Annotated in this window: 3 protein-coding genes; all 3 read right to left on the bottom strand. The window is 55.4% G+C overall.

The features are described from left to right. Positions 1-581: NAD-dependent epimerase/dehydratase family protein (locus tag ACOSDR_RS20105; RefSeq protein WP_420732333.1), on the bottom strand; the 581-nt coding region annotated here is incomplete at its 3' end. After that, positions 582-2738: a hydantoinase B/oxoprolinase family protein gene (locus ACOSDR_RS20100; RefSeq protein ID WP_420732332.1), complete on the bottom strand. Its 2157-nt coding sequence runs from the start codon at positions 2736-2738 to the stop codon at positions 582-584. Positions 2739-2749: 11 nt separating this feature from the next. Next, positions 2750-3348: hypothetical protein (locus ACOSDR_RS20095; RefSeq protein ID WP_420732331.1), on the bottom strand; the 599-nt coding region annotated here is incomplete at its 5' end.

Below are 3348 nucleotides of genomic sequence, written 5' to 3'. Positions count from 1 at the left end.
CGGCCATGCCGTGTGGTCTTGCCCGGCCCAAAGATGGTTGAGAAACGAAGGGCAGCGAATTCCATATCGGAGATTGCTGCAAATGCCTCGCCAAACCTCTCTCCAATGATTTTGCAAAGATCATAGGTCGCCTCGTGATGGGTGGCGTTGGTCTCGTCGACAGGGCGGTAGGTCGGTGGGCCGAAGCAACCATTCAGACTGCCATAAACCGCCCGTGATGAGGCGAAAATAAACCGGTTAACCCCAACACAACGGGCAGCCTCCAAAAGGTTAATGGTAGCCAATGCATTAATTTCGAATGTTCCGGCTGGATTGGGATCAATGTCCTGATGACCGACAGCGGCGGCCATATGAACAACTGCCGAGATTTTGTGCCGCTCCAGCACATCCAGGATATGATCGCGTATTCGAATGTCGACCTTTTCAAAATCGATGCGTTCGACATAGCGCGCGCCAAGCAGAGAAAAATCTTCTCGATTGTCGATGACAATCGTTTCGATGCCGCGATCTACCAATTCCCGCGTTACCCACGCGCCGTTAACACCAAGCCCACCTGTGATAAGCACCCGCATCGTTGTCATTTACTTGTCAATCCGTTGCTGAAAGACCTCAATTCTGCCGGCGCACTGCGCGCAAGACAGCGTAACCAGTCGAAACCGTGGGCTGATGCCCGCCACTCTGGCCGCGACAAGAGGACCCGCCGCCGCCAGGTCCGCTGTTGTCATCATTGGCGTGCTGGCTTTGCCGTTTTGTCCCCATATCGGCTCTTCGCAATGGGGACAGTTTTGCGGCAAGGTGACGGGCAATTCGTCCTGTGTCAGGGGACGCCCGTCATCCGCCTGAACAGGGGTCTGAACAGGGGCCTGAACTGGGGTTGAAACTGGGGCCTGCCGCAATCGGTTGGTCTCATCAATATCGATGGTGCCATCTGACGCCATATGCACATTGTACAAACGGGCGGCCCACTCCCCTGTAACTGCGCCACTTGCCAAATCTTGTGCGACAGCGTCGACAGACCGTCGGCGCGGGTCACCAAACCCGCCCCCACCATGGGTAACGGACAGAAACACATCGCCCGAATTCAGCGCCACACGGGCCTTCGACGGCAAAGATGTGACATCCCCTGCCGACAGCGTTGTCGTTCGATCCGCGCATTGGCGGATCAACCCGGTGCTGTCGGATTTGGTATGAACCAACGCGCCCAACGCGCCGGCGCCAGGCATCCCGCCTGCCAATCCCGGCGATCCTGAATGATCACTGCCAAAGCTTGTGACAATAACTTCTGCCTGGGTTGCGCCGTGGGAGGTGATTGCCATTTCAACACTGCGGCCCCCACGATACTGGCCAGCCCCCCCTGAATCAGGAGCAAGGCGGCGGAACAGATGCAGGATTGGAAATCTGGCTTCCGCTGTTTCCACATTCATTGCGCCACATCGCGGTGAATGCAGATAGCCTGCCGCATCATACCCATCGGCAAAACTGCGCGCACCACCGCCCTGTAGCCCGGACAGACCCAACATGGTCGCAAAGGATCGACCATTCTCGCGCTTGCCAAAGATGTTTACGCCATAAGGGGCGCCCGCCCATCCGGCCATCGTGAGCTTTCGACTTTCCTGTCCATCCAACATCATGCGGGCAACCGCAGCGGCAGAGGCATCCAAGGCGGCCCAGCCCGAATTGATAACCCCGGACGCCACTGGTGCCGGGAAATTGCAATCCACGATACTGCCCGGACGGCTGTCGATCCGGATTCGGTCCATGATCCCTTCATTCCAGGTCATGCCCGCACATAAATGTGTCAGGACGGCACTGAATGGACCGGACTCCAGTGTCGGTCTGGTACAGTTAATCAGGCCCGCCGCCTCGTCATCACTGTCAGTAAAGTCAAATATCAGGGTGTCACCGGATTTTGTCAGGGTCAGGCGAATGGTTGTCAGGCTGTCAGAATGACCATCATGATCAACATGCTCTTCGGTTTTCCAAACACCATCCGGCAGGGCCCGAATTCTATTGCGAAGCATGATTTCAGAATCCCGCAAGCTATCGGCCATGACGTCGACAACAATCTGTGCGCCATATTTATCGAACAGCTCTGTCATCCGACGGCGCACGACGCCTGCAGCGGCAACCTGAGCCCTGAGATCAAGTTCCGCCAGTGCGGGAGTGCGGGAATTTGTCATCAGCGTCGCCATCACTTCATCGGCGATCTCTCCATCCCGAACGATACGCAAGAAACGGTAGCGCGGTGCCTCCTGAAAGGCATCATATGCATCCAGATTCCAGCTGCCAGGCACAGGACCTCCGACATCGGCATGATGGATCACCGAGCTGGTCCAGGCGACAAGCGCGCCATCAATAATGATCGGTGCGACCAGTGCGACATCGTTTTGATGCACCGCCCCCATCCAGGGATCATTCGTGATGAACATATCCCCATCACGCAATTTGCCTTCGCCAATGATCTTCATACAATTTTTGATGACATGCGACAGGGCCGTGACATGCGCCAGGACCGACATCCCGCAGGCAACCAGTTTGCCTTCTGCGGTGGCGATCCCAACGTTGTAATCCTGGACCTCTGATGCGATGGGGGATCCAGACACGCGTCGGATCGTCGTCGCCTGCTCCTCATTGATCTGCCAAAGACGGTGCTTCAGTATTTCATATGTGACCCGGTCAACACGCGGTGTAAAACTCTGGTCGACTGGATTGATGTCAACTTCAATGGGATGTGTCATCGCGCAGGGTCCTATCTGTCTTTAGAAGCCGCAGTCACAACCAGATTCCCGAACACATCTTTGTCGGCCAGTTGGTTGCGATAAATTGGCACCGTGGTGCGAAACAATTCAATCAAGGCAGGCCCGGAAATTTGATTTCCCGGCTGCATTAGATCGGCCTTATAAATGTCTGTTTCACGCCAGCCGATTTCTCCGCCCCAATAGACAGAGCGGGACCCAGACCGCGCAGCAGATGGATCGCGATCTGCAACCGGCAGTTCGACTGGTTGATATTTAGACGGCAGTGGGATCAGAACATCGGCCCGTGCATTCACCAATTCTATCGGCGAAGCAGGAGAACTGGCGCCTGAACCATAGTTCATGTCATAGAGTTTCCGGAACGTTGCCATCAGATCCTTGATCGCGGCACGATCCAAGGGAAGCGGCGCATCAACCGGAACGGCAATATCAGTCATTTGTCCGATATAGTGAATATCAATGGAAAGCCGCAATTGAGGGTCTGCGCCACTGATAGAGAAATCGTCCCCGATTTGATCCTGGGCCTGATCGGCTATGCGTGTCAGAATGTCATTGACGGTTTGAACAGTCTCATCTGGAATTTCTGTATCCT

This window comes from Hwanghaeella sp. 1Z406, assembly GCF_048892425.1.
In the GTDB taxonomy this organism is placed as follows: Bacteria; Pseudomonadota; Alphaproteobacteria; order UBA8366; family Aestuariispiraceae; genus Pacificispira.
This window is presented reverse-complemented; position numbering and strand designations above follow the sequence as displayed.

Bases quoted from the DNA above. Each gene is read 5' to 3' on its own strand.
- ACOSDR_RS20100 (WP_420732332.1), bottom strand. From the start codon at position 2,738: ATGACACATCCCATTGAAGTTGACATCAATCCAGTCGACCAGAGTTTT.